The sequence below is a fragment of the Candidatus Similichlamydia laticola genome, from assembly GCF_003339615.1.
In the GTDB taxonomy this organism is placed as follows: domain Bacteria; phylum Chlamydiota; class Chlamydiia; order Chlamydiales; family Parilichlamydiaceae; genus Similichlamydia; species Similichlamydia laticola.
In genome coordinates, this window is record NZ_QQBG01000010.1 from 21,102 (window position 1) to 46,014 (window position 24,913).

A 24,913-nucleotide genomic window follows, 5' to 3' on the forward strand; every position below is an offset into this window, starting at 1 on the left:
ATCAAAATGTTTCGCAAGCTGTTAGGTGCCCTATTTGGAGTATCAGCGGTTCAGAGTCCAGATGCTGTACAACAGAGTGAAAGGACAGAGACCGTTGTTCATGAGGAATTCATTGAATTACAGGAAGGGAATAATGATTCTGAGATTGTTATTCTGGAGACGGAAATAGAAAAAACAGGAGAGCATTCTTTCTCGGATAGCGTGGATGATTCACCTTGTAAAAGGTGTCCTTTGCATTGTCATCTGGTACGAGAACGCACGCATGACCATGGTCCCAAATGTTTTCGTAAGGACTGGCTTTCAGAGAAGCTGCAGTGCTTTAAAGTACAAATGGCTAAGCTAAAGGGCAAGCTTATTCGAGGATTTGAAAAAGTGAAGTCTGATGTGAATGGGTTTATCAGTCAGAGGAGAAACGGTTCCGACCGGCAGGATAGCCGTCCTAGAAACCGTTCTCGTTGAAGTTCGGTCTAAGAGGCAAGGATTTCTCCAACAAGTGTCGAGTGTTTCACATCGTGCACTCGCATGAGTTGAGTGGTTCCAAGAAGCTCTTCTCCCCCTGGTGCAATTGCTTTCCACCATCCTCGTGTTCTTCCCTTTACGTGACCGTCGTCTTTGCTACTCATTCCGTCAATTAGAACTTCGACAACGTGGCCTATGGCTTGTCTTCGTTGTCGTGTCACAGTGCGTTCGTGAAGATCGAGTAACCGATGTAGACGATCTAGTTTGTTCTCTTTAGACACATCGTCCAAAAAACGGGTGGAAGGTGTGCCTTTTCGTGGGCTGTACATAAAGAGGAAGGCCATTGTGAAATCATCCTCTTCCATAGCTCGATAAGTTTCTAAAAACTCATCTTCCGTCTCACTGGGGAAGCCGACAATGATGTCTGTCCCAATGCCCCAATCAGCGAAAAGTTCTGGGTGAATTGTTTTTCGGAGGAGCTCGTGCTTTTCTGAAAGAACTTTTCTCAACTTTTCTACTTTTTCTCTGTAAGATTCTCGTGTGTACATTCGGTGCATTTTCTTTAAGATTCGGTTTGATCCTGCCTGCAAACAGAAATGCACAAACTCACATACCTTCGGGAGGCGCCCTACGGCTTCGATAAGGGCATCTGAAATGTCAATGGGATGACTGGTGATAAAACGGATACGTTCAATACGAGGAATAGCATGCAGCTTTTCAAGAAGATCGTGAAAAAGAACGCCCTCTTCCTGACAGTCCTTTCCGTATCCGTTGACGTTCTCTCCAAGAAGAGTAATTTCTTTGTACCCCTTGCGAGCGAGCTCTTCACATTCTTGGATAATATTTTGCCATGGTCTTGAGACTTCTGGTCCCCTAGTGTAGGGGACAATGCAGTAGGTACAGAACTTGTTGCATCCACGGATAATTGAAACATAGGCGCTGATTTGATCAGAACGCTCTGCAAGCATGTACTCAAGCTCATGCTCGAAGACGTCGTCCACTCGAATCACACGTTCACCTTTGGTAAGGAGTTCATCCAAGATGTCCGTAAGAGCATGCATGTTGTTCGTGCCCATGACAAAGTCAACATGTGGAAGAGAAGACAAAAGTAGCTCCTTGCGGTGGTTGGCAACACACCCGGATACACCAATAATTGTTCCGGGGCGTTTCCCTTTTGCAAGAGAGACTAGTCGTCCAATCGCCTTGTTTTCTGCTGTATGTCTGACGGAGCAAGTGTTAAAAACGATTAGATCGGCCTCCTCCAAGGTTTTACTTTTTTCTAAACCGTACCGGATAAGAGATCCCGTCATCACTTCCGAATCTAAGACATTGTGTTGACATCCATAGGTTTGAATAAAAAAACTTTTTGGCTTCTGATACACGAAAATTTCCCCGTTTCGATGTCGAAGGGCGTGAAGGCCCTTGTTATTCTAATCATCTTGTGATTTTATTGAGCTTTTCCTTAGGCGTTGTGGTCACAGGATTAAGGGTTTATGGGATATCAAAAGCAGCGTACTTATCAAGGTGTTCCTTTAAAAAAGCGCAGATGGTTTGTCTTTGATGCTTCTGGCAAGATTCTTGGGCGTTTTGCTTCCGAGGTTTGCCGTGTATTACGAGGCAGGCACATGCCAAGTTATACGCCCCATGCCGACTGTGGGGAGGGCGTGATTATCTTGAATGCCTCTAAGGTCGTTTTAACAGGGAACAAAAGGTCCCAGAAGGTTTACCGCCATTACTCTGGTTATATGGGTGGGTTGAAGGAGATTCCTTGTGAGGTTTTGTTTGATCGTCATCCGGAGAGGATTCTCGAGCATGCTGTTCGTGGGATGATGCCCAAAACAAAGCAGGGTCGGGCTCAGTTGAAGAGGATGCGCGTCTTTGCTGGAGGAGAGCACAACATGGCCGGGCAGAATCCCGTTGTATTGGATCTTGGATAGGGGGCTTTAGGGGTATATGACAATTAAGGAGAGTGTTGCTACTGGACGTAGAAAGCGTGCGGTTGCTTCTGTTCGTTTGAGACCTGGAACAGGTCGTGTCACGATCAATGGTAAGGAGGGGCTTGGCTACTTCAAGACAGAGACACAGAAGAACACTTTACTTTCGCCTCTCGTTCTCGTGAAGGAACAGGGTTCGTACGATATTTTGGTGCGTGTCCAGGGAGGTGGCCTTTTTGGTCAAGCCGGTGCTATTCGTTTGGGCTTGGCTCGTGCCTTAGCTATCGAAAGTGAAGCTTTTCAGCCTGTTTTGAGAGAGGCCGGTTTATTGACAAGGGACCCGAGGCGTCGTGAGCGCAAGAAGTACGGCCGTCCAGGAGCGAGGAAGCGCTTTCAATTTTCAAAGAGATAGTTCCTTGCTTTTGCTTTAGTTGAGGTAAATGTCTTCTGGCATGGTGGAGAGGCTCGCGAAGCGGCCTCCCATATCTTCTAGGAGTGTTTTCCAAATTTTCTTATCCGGCACTTCAAAGACATACTTGTGTGTAGCCGGGTGAATGTACCAGCTTTCTTCAAAGATTTCTCGTTCCAATTGGCCGCTCGCCCAACCTGTATAGCCAAAGTAGAGATGCAAATTTTCGTTACCTGTAGCTTTTTCTCGAAGTAGTTTGAGATCACTCCCTAGAAAGATTCTGTCGGAGATTTTCAGTGTATTTTCATGTGTTGCCACAGAATCATGTAGCAGCATAACTTGATCTGTTTGAACTGGACCACCCGCACGAATAGAAAGATGTCCTGTATCAAGCGGTAGTTCATGCGTTAACCCCTCTGGTATATCGAGTTCAAGTGGCTTGTTGATCATAAGTCCAAAAGAACCAGAAGGAGAGTGTTCACAAAGAAGAATAACACTACGGAAAAACGTCCCACTGTCTATTTCAGGTGTTGCAATGAGGAATACCCCCTTCCCTAAAGATTTAGACTGCGGCATTTGTTTTTCCCTCTCATTGCAGATTCTGTTGTATGACAGATTCTTCTGTTTGCTCTTTTTCTGTTTGTTGCAGGCGTTTGACGCGTTCTTGTTCTTGAAGAAGACGTTTCCACTCCCTGTTATTCTGAAAAAATACACCGTATTTCTTAATGCCTTCAACTAGTTGAGTGGCTTGTTCGAACAATTCAAGAAGATTCCTGTGAGCTTCATCTGATTGAAGCAGCTTGCCTAATGTTCCTTGTCCTGAGTTTAAGCCTTCAACGATCTGCTGGGCCAAACGAAGACTTTCAGAAAGAAGACTGTTTTCCATACCCTCAATGTTGGAAAGGTATATTAATGTCTCTTGAATAGACTGAAAGAAACTTGTTATTTGACGAGCAGCAGACTGCACTTCTTGAAGAACTTCATGATCTAAAACTTTGTCTGAGATCAATTGAATAAGAGAAGAGATTTTTTCTTGTAAGTTGGGAAAGTCAATAGCCTGAGCAGTCAGGTCGAAAGTTTGAAGAAAGGTGTTAGTTCCTTCTAGAAAAAGCACAAACTTTTTCTCCAGAACCTGTATCTTTTCCAAAAGATGATGTGCGTGGGCTAAGACTTCTTCGAAGTCAACGGAGGGTTGTGCCCAAAACACTTCTTGCTCTTGTGTCTCTTCAATGGGTTGATTTGTTTGAATCGGTCGAATGAAAACAACTCTTTCACCAAGAAGCCCGATGTTGTGAGCGAAAATCTCATCTGTTTTCAGAATTTTAGCAACAGAGTCGACGGAAAGGGTCAGCTCAAAAGGGTAAATACGACCCTGACTATCTCGTGACTTGTAACGACAGTCCGGAACATATTGAACATCGACAATGCGTCCGATCGATTTGCCTGCAAAACAAACCCTCGAACCAACGGCCAAGCGATCAATTTCATGGAAGCGTACGCGCAAGATGCGTTTTCCATCTCCGAGATTGGGCCTTAGGAATAGGGCTAGACTAAGAAGAATAAACGTTCCAGAGACGATGAACAGTCCGACAAGAGTATTTCTTGTTCCTTCGCGCATAGGTTTAGAATCCAAATGTTTGTTTAATAATAGGTGGACAAGAGTTATTCAAAAAGTTTTGCACAGAGGGCAACTCGCATTTGAAAAATTGATCTCTTTCCAATAGAATCTGAACTTGACCGTTTTCATGAAAGCCAATTCTGTTCCCGATAGTGGCAGCAGAGTTCAAGTCGTGTGTGACGACAACACTAGTCGCGCAAAATTCACGTTGTACATCGAGTATGAGCTCGTTAATCTGCATAGCTGTAATAGGATCCAATCCAGTTGTGGGCTCATCGTAGAGGATAACTGTTGGATGGTAGACAATAACACGGGCAAGGGCAGCTCGTTTGCGCATGCCTCCAGAAAGTTCCCAAGGAAGTTTGTCGGCTGCATGTAACATCCCTACACGTTTTAAAGCCCAAGCAATACGATCTCCGCTTTTACTTTCACGAGGAGATTGGATCCCTTGATAATTTCTAACAGTAAGCGGAAACGCGACATTTTCCCAGACGCTCATAGAATCAAAAAGGGCACTATTTTGAAAAAGCATACCAATGTGACGTAAACAGTGTGCCCGTTCCAATTTAGAGCATTTCCAAATGTCTACACCAAAAAGATTGATGTTGCCTTGATCAGGTCTTTCTAGGCCCAAAATGTGCTTAAGCAGGACACTCTTCCCTTCACCAGAGCGTCCCATAATGACAACCGTTTCCCCTCGGCTTACACCAAGGGACAGTCCATTCAAAACTTGATGCTCACCGTAACGCTTGTGAATGTTTTCAAGATCGATGCAGGAAGTCATGAGAAAAAGTCCCTCATGGCGTTAATCATTAAGGTCATAAGAAAGTTGAAGAACAAAACAGCCAAATAACTAATAACTACAGATTGTGTTGTGACTCGACCAACTCCCTCGGCACCTTGGTTGGCTCTTAGTCCTTGATAGCAGCAGATTCCAAAAATGAGCGATCCAAAAACAGCGCCTTTAAAAAGACCACCGAAGAGGTCGAAGAGAGTGACCGTTTTAGGGATCTCTTCCAGGAAGCCCATTGAAGATACCCCAAAGAAGTGAACTGTAGCAATATATCCTCCGATGAGACCGAAAAAATCGCAAAAAGAGGTGAGAACAGGGGTGACAAGTAAACCCGCGACAACTCTGGGCAAAACAAGGTACCAGATGGGATCAATCCCCATAGATCGAATAGCGCTGATTTGTTCTGAAATAGTCATACTGCCGAGTTCAGCTGCTACAGCTGCACCTGAGCGACCCGTAATCATAAAAGCTGTCAGAGCTGGGCCCATTTCTATAACGATTGTTTTAGCTACAATGGCACCAACCGTACTTGTCATCCCTAAAGGTTCTAAAGTGAAGAAACCGTGACTTCCTAAGACCATTCCCGTAGATATCCCAGCGAAAAGGACTACCGGTAAAGACGCAACTCCGATTCTGAAAAACTGTTCCCAGAGAGCTCGGCTAGGTGGAGGATGGCGAAGACAGAGGACTACCGTTTGCCCAACAAATCGACAAAAGTGCCCAATATAGGTGAGGAACTCGACAAAGTGACGCAACGATTTGCCTCCAAATTAAAATTAGTAATTGACTCGCCACAGAAAGTGCAAGCAACCTTCCCAAGGAACTCCAGCTTCAGCTCGAATAGAAAAACTTGGTGAGATTTGTGTATAGATACCAGCTGTAGCTTCTGAACTGTTTAGTCTCTTTCGCAAAGTTACAAGCATGTTTTTAGCAAGATGTTTGCCGACCTGCAAAAAATAATGACCCTCCCTTTCATTCGGGCTGGTTGTGATGCCGATGTGATCAACTTGAAAAGATTTTTTTATACTTCTAACTAAATCGTGCACAGAATCATTTCGTTTCCTGGTCTGGCTAAAAAGCTCAAGAAGATCAATGCCTCCCGTTTCCATGTTGCCAAACAGGATAAGAGAAATTATTTTCCTGGAGGACAGTCCAGAAGGCTTAGAAGTGAGGAAAAATTGAGGGTCCTTCAAAAGGCCCTGGTAGGTTGCCACAATTAAATATCGATGGATAGGGAGTTCTGCTGATAAACGGATATAGGCAGAGTCAAGGGGGCCCTCGAAGGCCATGGTTCCCTGTTTCAGGTCGAAGTAGTGTTCTCCTATTCGAATAGTACCGTAAATGGATTGACATGTTCCTCGCAATTGGGGAGAACAAATCGAGCCTTCGGCCTGAAGGAGCCCTTTCCACCTAGAACGAATACCATCGCCCTCGACAGAAAGGTCTCCTTCACTTCTTAAGGCAATATTTAAATGAATGTCTAACCAATGGTTAGTAGAATAAGTCTCTTCTGGAGGGCAAAGGAGGGGATTGAGAGCTTGAGAATGCTCAGGAAGGTGAAAGCTGCTTTTTGTTAGTGTGAGATCTCCAGAAAGAATTTGTTCCGTGCTGGAAAGAGAGAGAACGAGATGGCCTGTACCTTGTAAAGTAAAAAGATCTGTACGAAATAAACAAGCGTTTGTTGCCTCTGCTGTTGCTTTGAGATAGAGTCCTTCTTTATTCCAGGAAAAAACCCCTTTAGAACAGATTTTTCCATCCCAAAAAGTGTTTCCTTCTAACAATCTCCATGAGATCTGCTTCCCTTCGCAATGGAAAGTGCCTGCTAGACAAGCTAAGTAAATACCCTTTTCCGGGTAGAGAAACGCGCCGTCTTCCAAGTCCATCTTGCCCGTGATTTTTGTATCATGGAGTGGCCCATGTGCTTCACATCGAAGAAAGCAGTTGCCTTGAACCCTCCAAGGCTGATCTTTCAGAAAAAGGCCTTGGACAAGGGAAAGAGGTAATGGTAGAGAAGCTTTGCACGAAAAGGGGCAAGTTTTTTCTAGAAAGAAGTATGGGAAAATAGGGCGTAACCGAATCGGGAGGGTCCCTTTAAGAAAGAAAGGACGGTAGTATTGCTGATTCAGGACGATTGTCGTATCAATATAGTTTCCTAAGAGAGAGAGGATAATATCTGTTTCGCAGGGCGCCCCCTTAAAGATGAGAGGGTCCACTTTTTTCTCTTTTAGGTGCAGGTACAGTTCTTGTTTGTCTTTTCTGATGAGCAATGAAGCTTTACCCTCAAGAAAGCTCTCTTTTGTCTTCTCAAGAAGGGGCAAGAGTAACCTTTCAGGGAAATGCTTTAACGTGATTTGCGTAGATAATTCTACCTCATCTTTCTGCAACTTAAGGATAAGTTGTCCATCATTAAGTCTGAAGACAGCCTCTTCGATCTGAAGGTATCCTGGAGATACAGAGAGACAGAAAGGTTTGTCTAGAGCAAGAGAGATATCATCTAAGAATCCTTCTAATGATGAAAAAGAAGCTTTTAAAAGATATGGATGAATCGAGTTTAAGAAACAAGTTCCATTGATGTGGAAAGGGAAATGGTTCAGTCGACCGATAGAAGACAGGTCTAGTACTATCTTTCCTGTTTGATTAGAAAGGCTCACCCAAAACTGTTTGAAGGAATACCTCTCCGTTACCATATCTTTGCTGTGCAAAGTCGCCCGAAAAAGAGGAAGGCTTTCTCCATTTTGAACCTCTTGAAAAGGGTCTTTTTGTCCTAAAAAAGTAAAGGCCACACGTGGGAAAGAATGTAAATTGGAATAAAGTTGTGTAGAAGAGCGTATTTCGCTCCAGTCCAATTTCCTATTCCAGATGCCTTCCAGAGAGGTTTGACTATCAATCCAAAGGAAAAAATGAGTTTGAGTAGAAAGGGGAATTTCTCCTAGGAGATGAAGTTCTAGTCTATAAGTACGACTCTCTTTGTGGAAGAGGTAGCTCCATTGAACATGAAGCTGATGACTCTTCTCTGCTGTGTCGAATACATGGGTATAAGACCAAGATTTCGAGTTTGTTTTTAGAGCGGTCGGATAAAAAGAGAGAGATCTTTCTTCGGCTTGGGCTTGTTGTTGACTACTGTCAGAGAATACGATACGAGGACTCAATAAGTTCCCTGAAATAAAAATCTTCCCACCATCCTCTCCCATCAAATGAAAGAAGGGTGAGTTGCTTCCTATTTTGACCTGAAGTGCACTGTTTTTCTGCCATTGCTCATTTTGAATGCAAAGGGCTCCATCAAATTGAACATCCATCTCTGTAATGAAAAGCTTTAAGGGAATGGTATGTAGATGATCTTTGTTTTGTAGATGTGTCCAATGGCAAGTAGCAAATTCCCTATTTTGCAGATGAACCTGTAAAGTATGTTCTGTTCCTTTTCGTTTGATCTCATAGGAACATTGAACAGAAGGCATTTGTTCAATTTGCATGCCACCCAGACGAATATTTTTAAATGTCCCTGAATAAGAACAGAGAGAGTCTCCAGAGGAGAGAACTGAGGAAAGAATAACTTGAGCTTGAATGTCCCCTGGAAGTCTTGGAGAGACATATGTGCACTCTGCTTGAATCTCAAGTAAGGGATAGGAGGAGGACGATTCAATAGTGCCTTTTATAGCTTGTAGAGAGAAGAATCGGTGATCTTCTTCTTCTCTCTGAATGTAGAAATCTCCTTGGTTGATATAAATTTTTGAAACTGGCCATCTTCTTGGAAAGGATCTTGTTTGCGAGAGGGCTAGGAAATGATTTTTTTTTGTTCCTGAGCGGTGGATAAGGGTCCAGTGAGGTTTCTCCAAGGTCAAGCTACTTGGAGAAAGGCCAAGGTGTCCTTCGTAGATCGCGCGCTCAGCTGATAGCTCTAGGGAATGTTTTAGGTAGATACAGTGTAGTGTAAAAGTAAAAGGCAGTTTCCACTGAACAGACTCATAAACCAATGCAGGGAAATAGATACGGGAGAGTCTTTGCACTATATTTTGTACAGGACGGGTCTCAAAGGCTAAATAGAAGCATGTTCCAAGGGCAGCTGTGGATATGCACAGGGAGAAGAAAAAAAGGCGTATAGCTTGGAAAAAGCGTTTCATGGTGGAATCAGGTAAAGATTAAAAATTTTCTCCAAAAAGAATGTATAATTCCATCGGATTGTCTAAGTGGGCTCTCCTGTTTAAAGGGAAGCCAACATCTGCGCGGATAAATCCAAGTGGGGTTCTCTTTCTGAGCCCTACCCCCACAGAATAAAGAAAGGAGTTGTTCCGATTAGGACATGACTGAGGGTATGTTTGCCCCATATCTAAGAATGACACGAAATCAAGATCTTTTGACAGGGGGATCCTGGGCTCTATCGAGAAGGCTAATAGGCTCATTCCACCAATTGGCATCCCTTCTGTGCTAAGAGGGCTGACGCTGCGATAAGCATATCCCCTTAAAATGTGGGAAGATCCACCAAAACAACGGAGGGCTAGGGGGACCTGGTCCCTCTCCGTACCCATTATAGAATGGGCTTGGGTATGAAACGCCACATATCCATCTTTAAGAAGAGGTAGGCGAAGAGCTAGTCCACCTTGGAGTTTAAGGAAATAGACCTGTTTGGCGGCAAAAGAGAGGATAGGTTCACCTGTCCACCAAAATCGGATGGTGGAGAGGCTTTGCCCTGTTCGGTCGAAATAAGGATGTGAGCCTTCAAAGGGAACACTAAAAAGAAACGACTCCCCAACGAGAGTATCGTAAAACTTTTCTATTTTGATGCCAATTTTTTGTAAGGACCTGGGGCCCAGGAGAAGATCCAAGGAGAGGGCACCAGAGTGCTCTAGCGCGTCGTAACACAACCTTCTTTTAGCTGAAATAGCTGCAGCGAGAGAGAGGTCTTGTGCTTTTCGAAAAGGGTTCAAGTAACTGATGTGCAATTCTTGTTCAGACTGATTGAGCATAGTATAAAAATGGACTTGCTCGTGTGCTCCCCATAAATTTTCGTGTGACCAGTCTAGGACAGCTCCAAGGCCATTGTGTGTACTAATAGAAAAACCGAGTCCTGCTGATCTAGGAGATGCTTCCGGCACTCGAAATATAATAGGGAGAGAATGTGTTAAATGATCAGGTGGTCCAAATTCTGAACGAACTTCTTCAAAGAGCCCAGTTTTTTCAAGGTTTTTAAGTGTTTCGGCTACACGTTTCGCGGAGTACACTTCATTTCTCTTGAACGTCAAATGTTCTCTTAAAAACTTATTTGAACAACGATTCTGCTGTAAAAAAGAAGTTTCTCCGAAAAAAAACTTTGTGCCTGGTACAACATTGACAATAAGATCGACTTGATTCTTGTTAGGAATAAGATCAAACTTTTTCAGCGAGAGGTCTGCAAATGGAAAGCCGCTATTCAAGTAACTATCTTTAATTTGATCAAGGCAAAGATGAATTAAGTTCGTTCGTGCTGGGAAAGGAAAAGAAAAATTCGGAGGAATCGTGCTTAATTCTTGAGAGTCGTTTTCTAAAATGGAAAAAGAGTGCACAGAATAAAGAGGGCCTTGGATGACTGTGATGTGCAAGGCATGTGTTTTAGGATCGTAGTTTATGTTTAAGCTCGAGGACAAGTACCCAAAGTAATACAAAGAATCGAGCCATTGTTTTTTTTTTGAGCTAGTTGAAGCTCAAGCTCTCCAAGGCGAAGAGCCATTTTTTGACACGTTTTTATGTCTTTCTTAACCTGATTTTCTAGATGAAGGGATAACTCAGGATCTTCGATGCCTTTCAAAAAAAGGGTAGGAGGCTTGCTTGTTTTAGCTAAGACAGGACAGAAAAACCAGAAAAGTCCCAGACTAGATAAGAAAACCGTTTTTTTTAAAAAACTTTTTTGGATCATTATGCAGGGCACAGGATTCCTCTCAATCTAACGACAGAGGTCGAGTCACTCTTAGAGGAAGGGCTTGATCTTATTGTATCAAAAGGGAAAATAAGAAAGTCTGCAGAGTGATTCGGACATCTCACTACCGTATCTCCTTTATGGTCATCCTATCTGTTTTTTTCTTCTGAGTCATTCAAAATGTCTCTAAGCTGATCCTAAATCTATTATTAGAATGTGTTTGGATTCTTACGCTTATTCAGACATAAAAAATTGTCTTTTTTTGTTCAGCCACACACACAAATTCCTTCTAGGATCGATTTTTCTAGAGCTTATTGGAAGAAAAGTGAACTATAACCTTGTTAGATGAAGGGTCCAAACTTTTTTTGTGAAAAAAGATGAATTTGCATTGTACTAAGACGTTTTGCTCCTTTAGGAGAATGGCTTTTGTCTGTTTGGCTCTGTTTGGCTTAGTCAAACTAGGAAATCTTTTTTTAGGGAACTGGAAAAGAGGACAGCCTAGGACTATGGTTGCGAATATGGGGTCTCCACCTGTTGAAACGCACCCTCATTTTGTACGAGAGCGGCACGGAGTTATTATTGCCTCTCATCTTTACGAAGGTTTGTTTCGTCTTGGGAAGAGTGACCAGGTTTTACCTGGACTTGCAGAAGACTTTGAGGTTTCAGAAGACCGTCTCCACTATCGCTTTCACCTAAGAACATCGTACTGGTCAAATGGTGAACCACTCACTGCTCATGATTTTGTCAAAAGTTGGAAAGCCGTTATTGAGGCAGAGCATTATCCATCTTCTCAAGCGTTTTATTTTAATTTGATTAAAGGGGTGGAAGCTTTTCGGTCGGAAAAAGCAAGTTGGTCCGATGTTGGTCTCCGTGCTGAAGGGGATCATATCTTATGTGTTTCTCTTAAGCATCCGGTTTCTTATTTTTTGCAGTTATTATGTATTCCTATTTTCTATCCTGTTTATTGCCTGGAAGAGAAACAAGAAGATGTGACGAATGGACCATTTCTCGTAGCGAGTCAGAAGTGGAATGACCATATTTCTTTAAAAAAGAATCCTTTCTTTTGGGACCATGGTCATGTCCAAATGGAAATCATTCGATTTATATTCGTTGACAACGCCGATTCTCAAGTTGGAATGCTAGAAAGAGGGGATGTCCATTTCATTGGTGGAGGCCTTTTTTCTCTGTCCAAGGAGTCTGAAGAGAACATGCATCAGACAGGTCTTCTTTCTGAACGTTACCCTTTGGCCTCTTGTTATGCTTTAGTTTTCAACACGAAACGAGGTCCTTTTCGTTCTCAGAAAATTCGAAAAGCCTTTTCTATAGGAATCAATCGGGAGCAATTAGCAAAAGGAGTCTTCAAAAGAGCACTTGCTGCTTACAGTTATATTCCTTCTGTGTTCCCTGGTTTCGAATCAAGAATGCTTATCGAAGAGTCAAAAACAGAAGCCCAAAGGCTTTTGCGTGAAGGCTTGAAAGAATTAGATCTTTCCTTTTCTGATTTGGGTCAAGTCACACTCTCCTGTTGGCCCGTTACTTCATACGTTTCAGAGGCTTTTCAACAACAGTGGTTAGAACACTTGGGTATTCATATTAAGATAGAGGTACTAGAGGCATCTACTCTTTATAGGAGATTGACGGAAGGTGACTTTGACGTCTCCTCCTATAGCAGAGATACGGATTATTTCGATCCTTATGCTTTATTCTATCCGTTTCATTCTTCCGACCAGGACGTGAACTTTTCTGGATGGAGTCCTCCAGAAGTAAGGGTGATGCTGCAAAAAAGTTTTTTTTTGGATAAAAAAGAGAGAGAGGAACATCTTTTTTCTTTAGACAAAGATAGTCCTTTCTGAATGCCCTGTACTCCCTTATGCTTTTGGGCGTGAGGTCTACGGGAAGCACCCTTCTCTCAAAGGTGTCCTTGTAAGTGAGCTAGCCCTTGTTGATTTTTCAAGATCTTATTGGGAACGGTAGCGTTTTAATGCAGGGGTTAACTCAATTTATTGTTTTCTTGGAGGCTCTGCCCTATCCCTGGATACGAAGATTTCTTGGGATGAAAATTTATGTCTTTCTTCAAAACGCGCCCTCTTCTTTTAATCCCCGTTATTTTTTTCTTTTGCTTTTGGACAGCTCACAATTGGAGTGGAACTTCTTCAAAGAAAAGAGACTGTCTCGTTGTTAACTTGGGCCTTTTGCCTACAACATTGAATCCCCAGTTTGCTCAAGGATCAAGAGACCATTTTCTTGCTTCTCACCTTTATGAGGGTCTTTTTCGTGTGGGACGAGGAGGAAAAGTGGTGCCTGGTTTAGCTCAACACGTTTCCGTCTCGGAAGATGGTTTGCACTATAGAATAACCCTGCGCCCATCTCATTGGTCGGATGGAACCCCTTTGACAGCACACGATTTTGTTAGGAGTTGGCAGGGAGTACTCCAGCCCAAAAAACGTTTCCCTGCCTTGGGGTTTCATTTCCGTTGGATTGCTGGAGGGTCCTCTCCTTCACTTGTTGCGGAGGATTCACAAACTCTTGTTTTTTCTTTAAAACAGCGTGTTCCTTATTTTCTTAAATTACTGGCCTTACCGGTGTTTTATCCTGTTCTTTTTGATCGGAATACTTTTGTGAGTAATGGTCCTTTTCGCTTAAAGCAATCCGATCATTTTCATGAAATGGTCCTAGAAAAGAACCCTTTTTTTTGGGATCAAGCTTCTGTACGTCTCGATCAACTTAAGATAGTTTACATTGAGGAACAGGCTCAAATTTCCCTGTTTGAAAAGGGTGAGATTGACGTGATAGGATCTCAGTTTGTCCCTCTCTATGCAGAAGAAATTAAAGAAAAACTTTTGCCTTCTAAAAAGATTTTTAGCACGGATCATGTCTCTTCTATTTCTTTTATTCGTGTTAATACCCTGAAGGGAGGGCTTCGGTCTCGGAAAATTCGACAAGCGCTTTCCATGTGTTTAAATAGGCAAGCTCTGTCGGATCTTTCTTCCGGGCTCATGCCCCCTGCTTATCGTTATCTTCCGCCTACGGTCTTCCCTCAAGGTCATGTCGTCCGTTTAGAAGAGTCGGTCTTGAGGGCAAGACTGCTGCTAGAGGAAGGTTTGAGAGAAGAGGGACTTGTTCTTTCTGCTTTAGGCGACTTGCGTTTGTGCTGTCTCCATTTTTGCAAGAACCTAGCGGAGGCTATCCAGCAGCAGTTTTTGGAAAATTTAGGGCTTACAATCAAGGTCGATCTTTTAGATCTTCCAGACTTTTTCAAGAGGATCTCCGACGGAGACTTTGATCTTGCTCTCTCTCGTTTTATCAGTAGTTATGAAGATCCTTACGCTTTTTTTGATCTTTTTGTTTGTGATAGAGGTGGTAAGTCTACCTGGGACTCTTCCCTACTTCACGCCCTTTTCCAAAAAGGTTTATCTTTGAATGAAGAGAGTCGCATGCTCTATGTTGCCCGTATGGAGCAGCTGTTATTGGATGAGCTTCCTGTGATTCCCTTCTCTTTCGGTTATTGTGTCTACGTGGTTCAACCGGGACTCAAAGGGGTCTTGACAAACGGGCTTATGACGGTTGATCTCTCAAGGGCTTACTGGGAAGAGTAAGCATTTGCATGGGAACCAATAAGCAAGGGAGTCTTGAGAGAATGAAGAGTTTCAAGTTTTTCGCTTTGGCAGGAACCATTTGCTGTGCGGCTTTGGGAACCTTGCTTTTCATGACCCATTCGAGAAAGTGTGTTCGGATGCCGAAAACACAACTTGTTTTGAATATAGGGGAGAAACCTCAAGAATATAACCCTCATTTGATTCGAGATCTTCACAGCGGACTGGTTTCCATTCATCTTTACGAAGGATTGTTTCGTATGGGAGAAAACGGAAACCTTTTACCAGGCTTAGCTAAGCAGGTAGCCTTTTCAAAAGATGGACTACATTGCAGGATTAAACTGCGTCGATCTTTTTGGTCAGATGGTACCCCTCTCACAGCGCATGACATCGTGCGCAGTTGGCGATCTGTCATTTCCCCTTCCGGAAAACGGTCGCCTTTTGCTTCGCATTTTTATTTTTTTAGGGGGGTTGATGAAATCGATCCGCTTCATCCAGACTGGTCTAAGGTTGCCCTTTATGCACAAAGTGAAGACACACTTTGTTTCTCCTTGAAGCACCCTGTCCCCCATTTCTTACGTCTTTTGGCCTTGCCCGTATTTTACCCTGTTCATCCGGATGGACAAGCAGATGCAACTATTACGAACGGCCCTTTCCGCCTGAAAAAGAGTCAAATGGGCCAATACTTACTTTGGGAAAAAAACCCGTTTTATTGGGACAGTTCTTCCGTATCTTTTCAAGAAGTTAAGTGCCTTTTTGTTAAGCATGATCGTGTTCAAATGACTCTTTTTGAAAGAGGGGATCTCGATTTTATTGGAATCTGCCTTTTGCCCTTCCCCCAAGATTCTGCTGAAACTAGAGCAACTTTTCAAGAGCGCGCAATGGCTTCTATTGATTTTATTGTTACAAATACGGTCTCCAAACTGTTTCGCTCACAGAAAATTCGCCAAGCTCTTTCCTTGGCTTTGGACAGAAACTATTTAGCACAATCCTCGTATCAACACCTCATTCCTGCTTATAGATATCTTCCACCAGTTCTTTCTTATGGGACGACTGTTGCTTCTCTTAAGGAATCACCTAGTTTGGCTCAGCAATTTTTACAAAGGGGACTAGAGGAAGTAGGTTGTACATGTGACGACTTTGCTCAAGTGCGTTTGTTGTGTCATCCTTCGCAAGCTTCTCTTGTCAAAGCCATTCAAGGGCAGTGGCTAAAAAATCTCGGCATTCGGGTAAAAGCTAAGTTAGTTAGTTTCAATTCGTTTTGTTCCCTATTGGAAAATGGGGATTTTGACTTTGCTGTGAGCAGTTTGGTCAGCTCCTACGCTGATCCGTATGCCCTCCTTGAGATTTTCAGAGATCCAGTGGGGCTGAACAATTTCTCAAGATGGAGTCCTCCTGTCTTTCGTCATCTCCTGAACGAAGGTTTAGCCTTAAAGAAGAAGGAGCGTCTCTGCCAAATTCAGAAATTGGAAAAAATAATCTTATCCCATTTACCAGTCATTCCTCTGTTTTTTGGGAACAGAACCTATGCTATGCAGGAAGGATTACACGGGGTACTTGTCAATGAGTTATTTTCTATTGATTTTTCCAGAGCTTCCTGGAAAGGCAGTTGAAATCTCTGCTCTTGTTTTCGTACCAAGGACGTAGAGCATGAAAGTCATATCGTAGTGAATTTAGGCTCCCTTTATGCTTTTTTGAAGCTTTTACTCAACGTGATTACGTTGTCAACTACACGGCTTGGTGTTCAGGCCAAGCTAATGATATGCTTCCTGTTGACATTTCGGAGCTTATTAGAGCTTTTAGAAGAATAGAGATGGACTCCAGGTTGCTGAAACTTGCCCCTTTTGCTACGATTCGCCTCCGATCTGGCTTTTTGCTAGGAGGGAAACAGAAAAACTTGACGATAAGAGGGTGACATTGAAGACGCGTAGCATTCTCGGGGTGTTATTTGGGGCCTTAGCTTGTGCTGGTCTTTTCTTCTTAGCAAAGGCTTCTTCTCAAAAGAAGCAATATGAGAAGAAGGATCATATTGTGGTCAATTTAGGCTTTGTCCCTTTAGAGCCGCATCCCCATTTTTTACGTGATACGCATAGCGCTCTTTTGGCCATCCATCTTTATGAGGGGCTGTTTCGTAGTGGGCCAGGGGGTGTTTTGTTGCCTGGATTGGCGGAGCAGCTGCATCTTTCAGAAGATGGCCTGCATTACAGAGTGACGCTGCGTCAATCTTTTTGGTCTAATGGATTGCCTTTAACAGCTAATGATTTTGTAAGAAGTTGGAGGAATGCTATTGCTCCTGAAGGGAGAATTTGTCCTCATGGGATGCATTTCAACTTGATCTCAGGAGTAGAAGGATTCCGACTGGGCGCAGTAAGTTGGTCAAGTGTAGCACTTGTAGCGGAAGATGATCAGACACTCGTTTTTTCTCTTAAGCATCCAGTCCCTTATTTTGACAAACTCCTCACTCTTCCTATTTTCTTTCCTGTTCATCCTGATTACAAAAGTCATGAGGTCGTAACCAATGGGCCTTTTCGCTTGAAAGATTCAAAATGGGGAGAAGGAATGGTTCTGGAAAGAAACCCTTTTTATTGGGATGCCGCTTCTGTAAAACTCTCGGAAATCAGAGTGCTTTTCATTGAGGAACCTTCCACACAAACCATTCTTTTCGAGAGAGGAGAAATTGATTGTATCGGGGGAGGGCTTTTAAATATTCCTCACGAGGCTTCGGAAAACATGAAGGAGACGGGGTTGCTTTCTGACCCTTACAATGTCTCTAGTGTGACTTATGTTGCTTTAAATACTTTATCAGGGCCTTTTCGTTCTGAAAAGGTACGTCATGCCTTTTCAGCTGGCTTAAATCGAGATGAATTGGCTCGTGCTTTGTTTAAACGTTCTTTACAAGCTTATTCTTATTTGCCTCCACCACTTTCTCCTAGGAAAGAACGGCGCCTTCTTCAAGAATCACCAGAGATAGCCAAAAAACTTCTTCAGGAGGGAATGGATGAGTTGAGGCTGTCTCTAGCTGATATAGGGGAAATGAGGTTGCTTTGTTCAGAGGCAGGGAGCAAACTAGCTCAAGCCTTACAACAGCAATGGGCAGAATACCTTGGCGTTCTTGTCAGTATTGAAACGATAGAGTTTCGTTCCTTGCTCGCTCGTATGTCTGATGGGGACTTTCATTTTGCTATTGTAGGTTCTGTTGCTGACTACCGTGATCCCTACACCTTCTTCGAAAACTTCACCCAGAGTGACTACCCGAGTAATTATACGGGATGGAGTCCATCTTATTTTTGCCGTTTGTTCCAGGAGGGTCTTAGCCTAAAAGGAGAACAAAGAGAACGGCATGTCGAAATCATGGAAGATTTTTTCTTGGCAGAAATGCCTTTAATCCCCATTGCTTTCGGTCGTGAAGTTTTTGGTATGCAGCCCAGATTGAGGGGTGTTCATACTAGTGACATGCTTCTGGTTGATTTTTCAAGGGCATATTGGGATCAATGTGAGTAATTATGAACAAACGTTTTTCAGAATCAGAATTTTGGGGACTCCATAGGCAAGTTTATTCAGACTTGGGTCCAAAAGTATGGACTCATGAGGGTATGCCTTTTTACTTGACCACGTCTCCCTTTCTTGTTTCCCGATATGCACACCTCTTCGATTTGCAACTGAAGTTTTGGCTACACATGGGAAGTTTGAACCCAGATGATGTGATCTATATTCTAGATATGGGTTGTGGGGTTGGGCGCTGTGGCTACCTTATCCTAAGTTTGATGCAAGAATTGTTTCAGTCGTTTCCAGTTCGTCTCAAATATGTATTCGTGGATATTTCAGAGGAAAATCTTAGCTTCGTTTTGTATCATCCAGACTTAAAACCCTTCTTTGAGAAGGGCTACGCGGATGTCGCCCTCTTCGATGCTATGAGAGACGAGAAAATGGTTTTGCAACTAAGCCATGAGACTTTGGAAGCTGATCGATTAACAAATCCTTTGCTTATTATTTCAAATTATTTCTTTGATAGCTTGCCTCACGATCTTTTTGCAATGTCAGAAGGTAAATTGTACGAGGTCCATGCTGATCTCGTTCGGTCTCAAGGGGAGAAGAGTTTGGCTGAATCGATGCGGGAGGTGCGACTGAATTTGACAAGCGGTGGAGAGGTAGATCCGAATAGCTATTACCCTTCCCTTTCTTGGAATTATGCCCTGAAAACGACCTCTGAAGTCCAGTGGACGAAAGACTTCAATGTCCCTGTTGGGGCCTTTCGCGTCCTGGATCTTGTTATGAGTTGGTCCCCACCTGGCTATTGTTTGCTTGCTTCTGATCAAGGTTCTGCCGTGCCGCAAGCCCTTGAGACCTTAGGGGGTCATTGTGTGTCGTCTCCTGCAATGGGCTCCTTATCTGTTAATTATTTGGCTTTAAGACATTACCTTCAAGCTAGCCAGCAAGATGTTGTAACAACGGAGTCGAGTGAACAAACTGTACTGGTGACTGCAATGGCAACGGACCGCTCGAGTTCTAGCTGTCTCTTTCCGCTCTTTTCTCACTTTTTCGACTCTTTTGGTATTTTTCAATTTTGGCAGACCATCAATGATGTCGCAAAGTTTGAAGACAAGTCTTTAGACTTTATCGAAAACATTTTGCGCTTAAGTGAGTACGATCCCGCGGTCTTTTTTGCTCACTTTAATTTCCTTCGGGCCGAACTTCCTTCCCTGTCTCCAAGTCAAAAACGGTTTTGGATCGATTGTTTGGTACGGGTGTCTAAAACATTTTTTCCACTTACTCCAAGAGACTATCCTCTTTTAGGAGACATTGGAGTAGCGCTTTTTGAAATGGGCGCTGTGAGGGAATCTTTGGATGTCTTATTGCGTGTCTTCTTTCTCGACGGGGGGCAGAAACACACAGGAGACAACATCAAAATCTGCTTGCATGCCATGGGACGTTCGGATGAATTCGAACAGTTAAGCCAACAGCTTCGATTCGAAATGGAAAAAGCTCCCTTTACAAAAGACAAGAGTTCATTATCTGAATTAGGTCTTGTTTAACTTTTTGAAAAACTTCGCATTTCTCTCTTTTCCCTTTGAGGGAAAGATAACATTTCAGTTTGGGCTCTGTCCCTGAAGCTCGAATGATAAGGCGCCCTTTTTTTTCTATTTCCCACAGAGAAGAATCCTTTCTTGCCCCTAGGGGAATTTCATGGGTCGCTTGAGTGAATGGCAGTCCGCCTAGTGTTGTCAATTTTTTTCGTAAAGAATTGAGGATCGATTCGAAAGACTGTTTAGGGGAGAGAGGAAAAGACAATGTTTCCTCGAAAAAAAAACCAATTGTATCGGTAATACGATAGAGTTCTTTCAGGGGTGAGCTGTTGCGTTTTAAAGCATCTTCTGTGAGAGCCGCTAATACACAACAGGTAGAGACCCCATCCTTATCTCTGACATGTGTCCCGACCAAAATACCTGAGGATTCCTCCATCCCCATGAGAAACTGACTGGCTTTTTCTTCCCTTTCTAACTGGGCAATGTATTGGGCAATGTATTTAAATCCTGTTGGAACGGTCTGTACTTGTAGATGGAAGCTTTTGGCTAACGCATCAATCATTTTTGTGCTGACAAATGACTTGGCGATCCACTTTCCTTGACAAGAGGAACCCAGTGTTCTCCCTAAATAGTCAAGAATCAAGAGAGCAATCTCATTTCCCGAAAAATGGTAGACCTCCTCTCCCTCTCTAGAAACAAGACCAATTCGGTCTGCATCTGGATCGTTTGCCAGTAGGATGTGACCATGTTCTCTTTTCAGGAAAGAAATGCCCTCCTCCAAAGCTTCTCTTTCTTCTGGATTGCTTTTCTTTCTTGTCAGGATATTCTGTTCTTTTTGGTCTGTTTGGGGTTGAAAACCCCATCGGGTTAAAGCTCTAAGAGTAAAAGGAAATCCAGATCCCTCTAAGCTGGTATAGACGATGCGAGCTTTCTTAGGACCTTTCTGAAAGGGCAATGCGTCAATGGCCTCCAAGTAAGCATCAAAAACATCCTCTTCCAGTGTCAGCAACTGTCCTGATTCCTTTTTTGAACTATTTCCCTGTTGTACATCTAATGTGATTTCAATACGTTTACAGATCTCTTGATCTAGAGGAGATTGAATTTGTCTGCCGTCTGACAGATAAACTTTGTAGCCACTATAATCTGGTGTATTGTGGGAAGCCGTAAGCATAATTCCGAGATCACACGACCTATAACGTATTGCGAAAGAGAGCAAAGGAGTCGGAACAGGTTGAGGGAAAAGCAGAGCGGTATGCCCTTGTTCTACTGCTATTTGGGCTATAAGATGCGCGAAAGGAGATGATTCCTGTCGTGTATCGTAGCCAATAGCTAAGCGAAGGCATCCTTGTTTTTCTTTTGAAAAGCATTCAAGAAGGGCATTTGTAATCGCACGAATAGTATAGATGTTTATTCTGTTTGGTCCAGGACCAAGTTTGCGACGAATACCTGCTGTTCCAAAACAGAGATCACACCCAAAAGCGTCTTCGATTTCCTCTGTATTGCTCTTTAGGAGATGAAGAATTTTTTCTCTAATTGATAAATCGAGTTCATCTTTAGCCAACCAAGTTATAATTCGGTCTCTTGTGGTGGGGGAGAACTGTTTCAGATCGTACACGCTGGTGTTTCCTTCGGAGATTTCAAATTCTTTTTATGTATTTAATCCTATGGAGAAAGTCAATTGTTAAACTCGGTAGACAATTTGTAGAAGAAAACGGAACGAAGTGTACAATCTGCTGGTCCCAAGAATTTTTTTGTAGAAAAGCATGCTTAGCTGGGTAAAAAATCTTTTTTCTAAAAAAGGGGAAGAGGCTGCGGTCTATCTCTTTGTTACTTTGCCTGCGCGTGATGTAGCGGTCGTTTTGATTAGAGAGCTCTTGGGAAGTCATTTGATTGCGTGTGCTTCGCTTTTTCCAGTAACTTCCCTCTTTTTTTGGGAAGGTCAAGTGGTAGAAGAAGAGGAATGGAAACTTCTTTTGAAGAGCAGACAGTCTCTATTTAAGGCAATTAACGCAAAGATTCGGGAAAAATCTCCTTACTCAATTACGGAAGTTTCTCTTTTACAGGTAGAAAAAATGGACCATTTGTACCGCGATTGGCTTTTCAGTATGACGACTTGGAAGGAAGGCTAATGTATCCCATGTCACAACCGATTCTTGTTCCAACTTCTTCTCAATGTACTTTTGATGCCTTGGTCATTATGGGGCCTACTGCTTCGGGTAAAACACAATTGGCCCTTGATCTTGCGAAAGAGATTCCCCTTGAAGTTATTTCAGTTGACTCTGTGCAAGTGTATCGTGGGATGGATATTGGAACAGCAAAAGTAACAGCAGAGGAGAGGAAACGGGTCCCGCATCACCTCATTGACGTGCGTTCTGTTTCTGACCCGTATCACTTGGCTGCTTTTCTTTCTGAGGTAGAGAGTGTGCTTCAGGGGATTTTAAAGCGTGGGTCTCTTCCCGTTTTCGTTGGAGGGTCTGGGTTTTATTTCGAGGGGCTTTTCCGTGGGCTTCCTCCTACTCCCCCTCTGCATCAGGAGGCGCGCGCAAAATTAGAACGTGAGCTAGAAGAAGAAGGGGTTCATTCCCTCTACGCAAGGCTTTGCTCTTTAGATCCTCAAGCAGCTTCCCTGTTGTCGAAAGGTGACCGGCATAAGATTGTTCGCGCCCTTGAAGTCATCGAGGTAACAGGCCAGCTCCTCAGTTCTTTGCGCAGGCAAAGGCAAAAAAAAGGATTAGAGCTGCGTGCACGTCTTGTTCGGCTGGAATCAGATAGAGAAAACTTAAGGCAAAAAGTATTACGACGATGTGATCTCATGCTTGAAAGGGGACTACTTGAGGAGGTGGAAGGTCTTATTCCTCAGGGGATCAAGGAGAATCCGGCCGCTCGTACTGCCATTGGATATAGGCATTTTCTTGAATATCTTGATGGGCATGTTTCTTTCGACGAAAGCGTCTATTTTTTTAAGCAAGTTTCTTGTCAATTGATCAAGAAGCAAGAAACTTGGTCACGTTCCAGGGACCGGTTCGTCCCAGTAGAAGTTCTGGCTTCTCGCAAGGCATTAGATCGGTTCATGGAGCAAATGTGCTCATGGAGCACCTGTGTTTGACTCTTCTCTTTGATTGCCAGAATTATAAAAAATTCTTAACATCCGAATTGTCTTTTGCAGGCTCTGGAGGGGGGATTTATGGCTTCAATGAATAAAGTGTTTTTGTCGGGAAATTTAACGCGCAAACCGGTTTTACGTAGAACCCCTAAGGGAACTTCTGTTACAGATCTCCTTTTAGCTTTGAATCGTGAATATACAACTTCCAGTGGGAAAAAGCAGCGAGAAGCCTGTTTTGTTGATGTTGTTGTCTGGGGTCGTTTAGCGGAAGAGTCTGTTTCTCGATTAGAGTGTTCGTCATCCGTTGTTGTCATTGGGCATTTACAATTAGATGTCTGGTTTTCCAAAGAGGGAGAGAAACGTTGCAAATTAAGAGTGTATGCCGAAGAGGTCTGCTTCCTCGGTATTCACTCTGGAGCAGAAAGTAGCGAACATCTTCCTCAAGAAGGCTTTTTGGATGAGATTTCTTCCTTCTGCGAACAGAGAGACTCTTCGATTGAAGAAGTGGCCTTGATGGGGTCCTAAACAATTTCCGAAAAAGAAGCCAGCAAAAAGCAAAAATTAATTGTTCGTCTGGTTAGGTTTACATAAAGGGATTGCATGAGTAAACTCTCTGCGAGAGAGGGTGGAGTCCATTCTTGCGCGATGTGCCGTCGTGGCCTTTCGCTACGTTTGGCTCCTTCTTTAGGAGTAGAAGTTCATGCTGGGGCAAGAAGGGGAGTCTGTCGACTCCATTGACGTGGTTGAAGTGAGTGTTGATGAGCGTGCTGTTTCTGATAGAGTGGAGAGCGGCGTGGCAACGAACTCTGTCGCAAAAGGGCTTCCTGACGTGGTAGCAGACTTACGAGCCTCATTCAAAGAGATGTCTGGGGTAGGTGAAAAGATAGAGGGCTGTCTAGACTTAATGGGCAAGTGTCTTGTTCAGCAGCACAAGCCCTCCTTTCGTGGTTTTTGGGAAGCTCGTAAGCTGTTGTTTGAGTTGTTTGCGGACCCTTCTCTTGCTCCTGGGGATCGCACTCATTATCAAGGTATTTGTAAGGATTTGTCTCGGGAGGCTCTCTTCCTGAAGGATCGTGTCAAGGAAGTTTCCAACTTTGCAGCACAGCAGATCGAGCTTGCTATTCAAGCCATGAAGGTTGAGCTGGGCCAGGCTGTTGAGGTGCCTGCTGATTGGGATTCCGGAGTTCTCCCGGAATGTTTAGAGGCTGATAGCCGGTTTTACTTCGAAAGCCATTAAGTATTACGACGATGTGATCTCATGCTTGAAAGGGGACTACTTGAGGAGGTGGAAGGTCTTATTCCTCAGGGGATCAAGGAGAATCCGGCCGCTCGTACTGCCATTGGATATAGGCATTTTCTTGAATATCTTGATGGGCATGTTTCTTTCGACGAAAGCGTCTATTTTTTTAAGCAAGTTTCTTGTCAATTGATCAAGAAGCAAGAAACTTGGTCACGTTCCAGGGACCGGTTCGTCCCAGTAGAAGTTCTGGCTTCTCGCAAGGCATTAGATCGGTTCATGGAGCAAATGTGCTCATGGAGCACCTGTGTTTGACTCTTCTCTTTGATTGCCAGAATTATAAAAAATTCTTAACATCCGAATTGTCTTTTGCAGGCTCTGGAGGGGGGATTTATGGCTTCAATGAATAAAGTGTTTTTGTCGGGAAATTTAACGCGCAAACCGGTTTTACGTAGAACCCCTAAGGGAACTTCTGTTACAGATCTCCTTTTAGCTTTGAATCGTGAATATACAACTTCCAGTGGGAAAAAGCAGCGAGAAGCCTGTTTTGTTGATGTTGTTGTCTGGGGTCGTTTAGCGGAAGAGTCTGTTTCTCGATTAGAGTGTTCGTCATCCGTTGTTGTCATTGGGCATTTACAATTAGATGTCTGGTTTTCCAAAGAGGGAGAGAAACGTTGCAAATTAAGAGTGTATGCCGAAGAGGTCTGCTTCCTCGGTATTCACTCTGGAGCAGAAAGTAGCGAACATCTTCCTCAAGAAGGCTTTTTGGATGAGATTTCTTCCTTCTGCGAACAGAGAGACTCTTCGATTGAAGAAGTGGCCTTGATGGGGTCCTAAACAATTTCCGAAAAAGAAG

The 24,913-nt window shown here is 43.4% G+C and carries 22 protein-coding genes and 1 pseudogene; 14 read left to right on the plus strand and 9 right to left on the minus strand.

Translation table 11 applies throughout. The annotated features are described in order from the left end of the window. Positions 1-6 precede the first annotated feature (6 nt). Positions 7-459: a hypothetical protein gene (locus HAT2_RS01145; RefSeq protein ID WP_147267463.1), complete on the plus strand. Its 453-nt coding sequence runs from the start codon at positions 7-9 to the stop codon at positions 457-459. Between the two features lie 8 nt (positions 460-467). Here the strand turns inward: HAT2_RS01145 and miaB are convergent, their stop codons facing one another. Further along, the gene (gene miaB, locus HAT2_RS01150; RefSeq protein WP_114544208.1) at positions 468-1,841 is read right to left on the minus strand and encodes a tRNA (N6-isopentenyl adenosine(37)-C2)-methylthiotransferase MiaB; all 1,374 of its coding nucleotides are present in this window, start codon (positions 1,839-1,841) and stop codon (positions 468-470) included. Positions 1,842-1,952: 111 nt separating this feature from the next. Here miaB and rplM point away from each other — a divergent pair, with 111 nt between their 5' ends. Further along, a complete protein-coding gene (rplM, locus tag HAT2_RS01155) occupies positions 1,953-2,396 on the plus strand; it encodes a 50S ribosomal protein L13 (RefSeq protein ID WP_114544209.1) in 444 nt (147 codons plus the stop codon). Between the two features lie 16 nt (positions 2,397-2,412). After that, positions 2,413-2,805, plus strand: a complete 393-nt coding sequence (gene rpsI, locus HAT2_RS01160) for a 30S ribosomal protein S9 (protein WP_114544210.1) — start codon at positions 2,413-2,415, stop codon at positions 2,803-2,805. Positions 2,806-2,820: 15 nt separating this feature from the next. On the opposite strand, the gene HAT2_RS01165 is transcribed toward rpsI, so the two are convergent. The 7 genes from HAT2_RS01165 to HAT2_RS03955 are packed head-to-tail and all read right to left on the minus strand — an operon-like array spanning position 2,821 to position 11,100. Continuing rightward, the gene (locus HAT2_RS01165; RefSeq protein WP_114544211.1) at positions 2,821-3,378 is read right to left on the minus strand and encodes a YqgE/AlgH family protein; all 558 of its coding nucleotides are present in this window, start codon (positions 3,376-3,378) and stop codon (positions 2,821-2,823) included. A gap of 13 nt (positions 3,379-3,391) precedes the next feature. Then, entirely contained in the window at positions 3,392-4,420 is a 1,029-nt protein-coding gene (locus tag HAT2_RS01170; RefSeq protein ID WP_147267464.1) for an MlaD family protein, read from the minus strand. 4 nt (positions 4,421-4,424) lie between these two features. Further along, the gene (locus tag HAT2_RS01175) at positions 4,425-5,204 is read right to left on the minus strand and encodes an ABC transporter ATP-binding protein (protein ID WP_114544213.1); all 780 of its coding nucleotides are present in this window, start codon (positions 5,202-5,204) and stop codon (positions 4,425-4,427) included. After that, positions 5,201-5,968 (minus strand): MlaE family ABC transporter permease, encoded by a 768-nt coding sequence (locus HAT2_RS01180; RefSeq protein WP_114544214.1) that lies wholly within the window; start codon positions 5,966-5,968, stop codon positions 5,201-5,203. The genes HAT2_RS01175 and HAT2_RS01180 overlap by 4 nt, the downstream gene beginning before the upstream one ends. 21 nt (positions 5,969-5,989) lie before the next feature. Continuing rightward, entirely contained in the window at positions 5,990-9,331 is a 3,342-nt protein-coding gene (locus HAT2_RS01185) for a translocation/assembly module TamB domain-containing protein (RefSeq protein ID WP_114544215.1), read from the minus strand. An 18-nt stretch (positions 9,332-9,349) separates the two neighbouring features. Beyond that, complete coding sequence (locus tag HAT2_RS01190; protein ID WP_147267465.1) at positions 9,350-10,831, minus strand: autotransporter assembly complex protein TamA; 1,482 nt, start codon at positions 10,829-10,831, stop codon at positions 9,350-9,352. Beyond that, positions 10,816-11,100, minus strand: coding sequence for a hypothetical protein (locus HAT2_RS03955; RefSeq protein WP_114544217.1), 285 nt, complete (start codon positions 11,098-11,100; stop codon positions 10,816-10,818). Before HAT2_RS03955 ends, HAT2_RS01190 begins: the two co-directional genes overlap by 16 nt. Before the next feature lie 419 nt (positions 11,101-11,519). On the opposite strand from HAT2_RS03955, the gene HAT2_RS01200 reads away from it, so the two are divergent. The 5 genes from HAT2_RS01200 to HAT2_RS01220 all read left to right on the plus strand — a co-directional run bounded on the left by HAT2_RS01200 (position 11,520) and on the right by HAT2_RS01220 (position 19,726). Further along, positions 11,520-12,953: a peptide ABC transporter substrate-binding protein gene (locus HAT2_RS01200; RefSeq protein WP_181860289.1), complete on the plus strand. Its 1,434-nt coding sequence runs from the start codon at positions 11,520-11,522 to the stop codon at positions 12,951-12,953. Positions 12,954-13,163: 210 nt separating this feature from the next. Further along, positions 13,164-14,696 carry a peptide ABC transporter substrate-binding protein gene (locus HAT2_RS01205; protein ID WP_114544219.1) on the plus strand — a complete coding sequence of 511 codons (1,533 nt, stop codon included), beginning with the start codon at positions 13,164-13,166 and terminating at the stop codon, positions 14,694-14,696. A gap of 41 nt (positions 14,697-14,737) precedes the next feature. Then, a complete protein-coding gene (locus HAT2_RS01210; protein WP_181860290.1) occupies positions 14,738-16,306 on the plus strand; it encodes a peptide ABC transporter substrate-binding protein in 1,569 nt (522 codons plus the stop codon). A gap of 304 nt (positions 16,307-16,610) precedes the next feature. Beyond that, a complete protein-coding gene (locus tag HAT2_RS01215; RefSeq protein WP_181860291.1) occupies positions 16,611-18,194 on the plus strand; it encodes a peptide ABC transporter substrate-binding protein in 1,584 nt (527 codons plus the stop codon). Between the two features lie 2 nt (positions 18,195-18,196). After that, positions 18,197-19,726 carry an SAM-dependent methyltransferase gene (locus tag HAT2_RS01220; RefSeq protein ID WP_114544222.1) on the plus strand — a complete coding sequence of 510 codons (1,530 nt, stop codon included), beginning with the start codon at positions 18,197-18,199 and terminating at the stop codon, positions 19,724-19,726. On the opposite strand, the gene HAT2_RS01225 is transcribed toward HAT2_RS01220, so the two are convergent. Next, the gene (locus HAT2_RS01225; protein WP_114544223.1) at positions 19,683-21,332 is read right to left on the minus strand and encodes a phospho-sugar mutase; all 1,650 of its coding nucleotides are present in this window, start codon (positions 21,330-21,332) and stop codon (positions 19,683-19,685) included. The genes HAT2_RS01220 and HAT2_RS01225 overlap by 44 nt on opposite strands. 148 nt (positions 21,333-21,480) lie before the next feature. On the opposite strand from HAT2_RS01225, the gene cutA reads away from it, so the two are divergent. From cutA to HAT2_RS01255, 6 genes and pseudogenes are all read left to right on the plus strand, one after another. After that, positions 21,481-21,846: a divalent-cation tolerance protein CutA gene (gene cutA, locus HAT2_RS01230; RefSeq protein WP_114544224.1), complete on the plus strand. Its 366-nt coding sequence runs from the start codon at positions 21,481-21,483 to the stop codon at positions 21,844-21,846. A gap of 8 nt (positions 21,847-21,854) precedes the next feature. Further along, entirely contained in the window at positions 21,855-22,823 is a 969-nt protein-coding gene (gene miaA, locus HAT2_RS01235; protein WP_181860293.1) for a tRNA (adenosine(37)-N6)-dimethylallyltransferase MiaA, read from the plus strand. 78 nt (positions 22,824-22,901) lie between these two features. Next, positions 22,902-23,345 (plus strand): single-stranded DNA-binding protein, encoded by a 444-nt coding sequence (locus HAT2_RS01240; RefSeq protein ID WP_114544226.1) that lies wholly within the window; start codon positions 22,902-22,904, stop codon positions 23,343-23,345. Between the two features lie 175 nt (positions 23,346-23,520). Next, the gene (locus HAT2_RS01245) at positions 23,521-24,057 is read left to right on the plus strand and encodes a hypothetical protein (protein ID WP_114544227.1); all 537 of its coding nucleotides are present in this window, start codon (positions 23,521-23,523) and stop codon (positions 24,055-24,057) included. An 18-nt stretch (positions 24,058-24,075) separates the two neighbouring features. Further along, a pseudogene (locus HAT2_RS01250) lies at positions 24,076-24,372 on the plus strand (tRNA dimethylallyltransferase); the annotation flags it as partial. A gap of 78 nt (positions 24,373-24,450) precedes the next feature. Further along, complete coding sequence (locus HAT2_RS01255) at positions 24,451-24,894, plus strand: single-stranded DNA-binding protein (protein ID WP_114544226.1); 444 nt, start codon at positions 24,451-24,453, stop codon at positions 24,892-24,894. Positions 24,895-24,913 lie beyond the last annotated feature (19 nt).

Bases quoted from the DNA above. Each gene is read 5' to 3' on its own strand.
- HAT2_RS01145 (WP_147267463.1), top strand. From the start codon at position 7: ATGTTTCGCAAGCTGTTAGGTGCCCTATTTGGAGTATCAGCGGTTCAG.
- rplM (WP_114544209.1), top strand. From the start codon at position 1,953: ATGGGATATCAAAAGCAGCGTACTTATCAAGGTGTTCCTTTAAAAAAG.
- rpsI (WP_114544210.1), top strand. From the start codon at position 2,413: ATGACAATTAAGGAGAGTGTTGCTACTGGACGTAGAAAGCGTGCGGTT.
- HAT2_RS01165 (WP_114544211.1), bottom strand. From the start codon at position 3,378: ATGCCGCAGTCTAAATCTTTAGGGAAGGGGGTATTCCTCATTGCAACA.
- HAT2_RS01170 (WP_147267464.1), bottom strand. From the start codon at position 4,420: ATGCGCGAAGGAACAAGAAATACTCTTGTCGGACTGTTCATCGTCTCT.
- HAT2_RS01175 (WP_114544213.1), bottom strand. From the start codon at position 5,204: ATGACTTCCTGCATCGATCTTGAAAACATTCACAAGCGTTACGGTGAG.
- HAT2_RS01185 (WP_114544215.1), bottom strand. From the start codon at position 9,331: ATGAAACGCTTTTTCCAAGCTATACGCCTTTTTTTCTTCTCCCTGTGC.
- HAT2_RS03955 (WP_114544217.1), bottom strand. From the start codon at position 11,100: ATGATCCAAAAAAGTTTTTTAAAAAAAACGGTTTTCTTATCTAGTCTG.
- HAT2_RS01200 (WP_181860289.1), top strand. From the start codon at position 11,520: ATGGCTTTTGTCTGTTTGGCTCTGTTTGGCTTAGTCAAACTAGGAAAT.
- HAT2_RS01205 (WP_114544219.1), top strand. From the start codon at position 13,164: ATGTCTTTCTTCAAAACGCGCCCTCTTCTTTTAATCCCCGTTATTTTT.
- HAT2_RS01210 (WP_181860290.1), top strand. From the start codon at position 14,738: ATGAAGAGTTTCAAGTTTTTCGCTTTGGCAGGAACCATTTGCTGTGCG.
- HAT2_RS01220 (WP_114544222.1), top strand. From the start codon at position 18,197: ATGAACAAACGTTTTTCAGAATCAGAATTTTGGGGACTCCATAGGCAA.
- cutA (WP_114544224.1), top strand. From the start codon at position 21,481: ATGCTTAGCTGGGTAAAAAATCTTTTTTCTAAAAAAGGGGAAGAGGCT.
- miaA (WP_181860293.1), top strand. From the start codon at position 21,855: ATGTCACAACCGATTCTTGTTCCAACTTCTTCTCAATGTACTTTTGAT.
- HAT2_RS01240 (WP_114544226.1), top strand. From the start codon at position 22,902: ATGGCTTCAATGAATAAAGTGTTTTTGTCGGGAAATTTAACGCGCAAA.
- HAT2_RS01245 (WP_114544227.1), top strand. From the start codon at position 23,521: ATGCTGGGGCAAGAAGGGGAGTCTGTCGACTCCATTGACGTGGTTGAA.
- HAT2_RS01255 (WP_114544226.1), top strand. From the start codon at position 24,451: ATGGCTTCAATGAATAAAGTGTTTTTGTCGGGAAATTTAACGCGCAAA.